This is a genomic window from Halobacterium salinarum DSM 3754, from assembly GCF_008124605.1.
GTDB classification, from domain to species: domain Archaea; phylum Halobacteriota; class Halobacteria; order Halobacteriales; family Halobacteriaceae; genus Halobacterium; species Halobacterium salinarum.
In genome coordinates this window covers 1-1,401 of record NZ_VRYN01000038.1, presented here as the reverse complement: position 1 = coordinate 1,401, position 1,401 = coordinate 1, and the positions used below count along the sequence as shown (strand labels likewise).

Genomic DNA, 1,401 nt, shown 5'->3' with positions numbered 1-1,401 from the left:
TCAGTACCTCACAAAGCTGGTTAGTGAGAACGTCTGCTTGCTGATGGTGTGTCTAGAACCAAGCAAGCAGACAGTGAGATCCACGAAGACCAGCTCCTTAACTTCCTCGTCAACCAGCTTGACGAGGAAGTTTCTCTCGGCCTTGCGAACAACGCTGAAATCGAACCTGAGGACATCTACGAGGTCCTCGTCGGCGCTTGCGCCGACGGGACCTCGGTCTCGACGCTCTGTGAGAGAAGCGAAGATTCACCGCCTGCAAACACGGTCCTGTACCATCTGCGGACGAAGTTCGAGCTCGACTGGCTCGAACGAGTCGCTAACACGCTCCTTCGGCGAGATATCGTCGAATTGCTCCCTGAGCAGGTGGAGGTCTGCGCAGACCTCCACCTGCGGCCCTACTACGGTGACGAAGACGACACAGACGGCCTCTATCGCTCCGAGGCCAAGCGTGGAACCACCGCGTTCCACGCCTACGCGACACTCTACGCGCGTGTGAAGAACAAACGCTACACGCTGGCGGTGCGCCGTCTCGAAGACGGCGACACCGCCAGCAGCGTCCTCGCGGAGTTCCTCGGACTGCTTGACGGCCTTGACTTTGGTGTCAAGGCCGTCTACCTCGATCGCGGCTTCTACGACAGCAAGTGTCTCACGCTCCTCCAAGCGCACAACTACGCGTACGTAATCCCGATCATCCGGTGGGGAAAGACGATTCAGCAGGAACTCTCGAACGGCTGGAGTCGCGTCATTCAACATGACCTGACAGGGACACTCGACGGTCACAGCTGGACCGTCGAGTTTCCCGTCCACATCGACTGTACGTACCTGAACGGGAAGTATGACGAGAATGGGGTGGCACGTCACGGCTACGCCGCTGACGCGCCGTTTATTGACTCACCACGCGACGCTCGATACCACTACAGCAAACGCTTCGGTATCGAGTCGAGCTATCGCTTGTCCGAGCAAGCGATAGCGACAACAACGACGCGAGACGCAACGGTGAGACTGCTGTACGTCGTGGTGAGTCTGTTGTTACAGAACGCGTGGCGGTATCTCCACTACGAATACGTGGCGACGCCCCGCCGGGGCGGGCGTCGCCTCTGGTGGTGGCCGTACAAGGAGTTCATCAATATGATTCGACGTGCTGCGTGGACGGCCCTCGCGGTGCGTCGGGCCGTCCCCGCGAATCGGCCACCTGACGACCGATTCGATCGCTAACCACCGACCAAGCAAGCCAGCGGAGTGAGTGGCGACGCTGTCGCGTCGGCGGCTGACCGCCGCCGACAGCGACAGCTCTCCATCGACCCGTCCGTGATTCTCTCGTCGAGACCGTCAGCACACCCGTCTCGACACAGAACTCAGGCCGCAGAAACAGCTAGCCGAGGATGCTTTGTGAGGTACTGA

Annotated in this window: 1 protein-coding gene; it reads left to right on the top strand. The window is 59.7% G+C overall.

Going from position 1 to position 1,401, the window contains the following annotated elements; translation table 11 throughout:
* Positions 1 to 48 precede the first annotated feature (48 nt).
* On the top strand, positions 49 to 1,215 hold the full coding sequence (locus APQ99_RS12445; RefSeq protein WP_136361365.1) for an ISH3 family transposase: 1,167 nt from the start codon (positions 49 to 51) through the stop codon (positions 1,213 to 1,215).
* Positions 1,216 to 1,401: the final 186 nt, after the last annotated feature.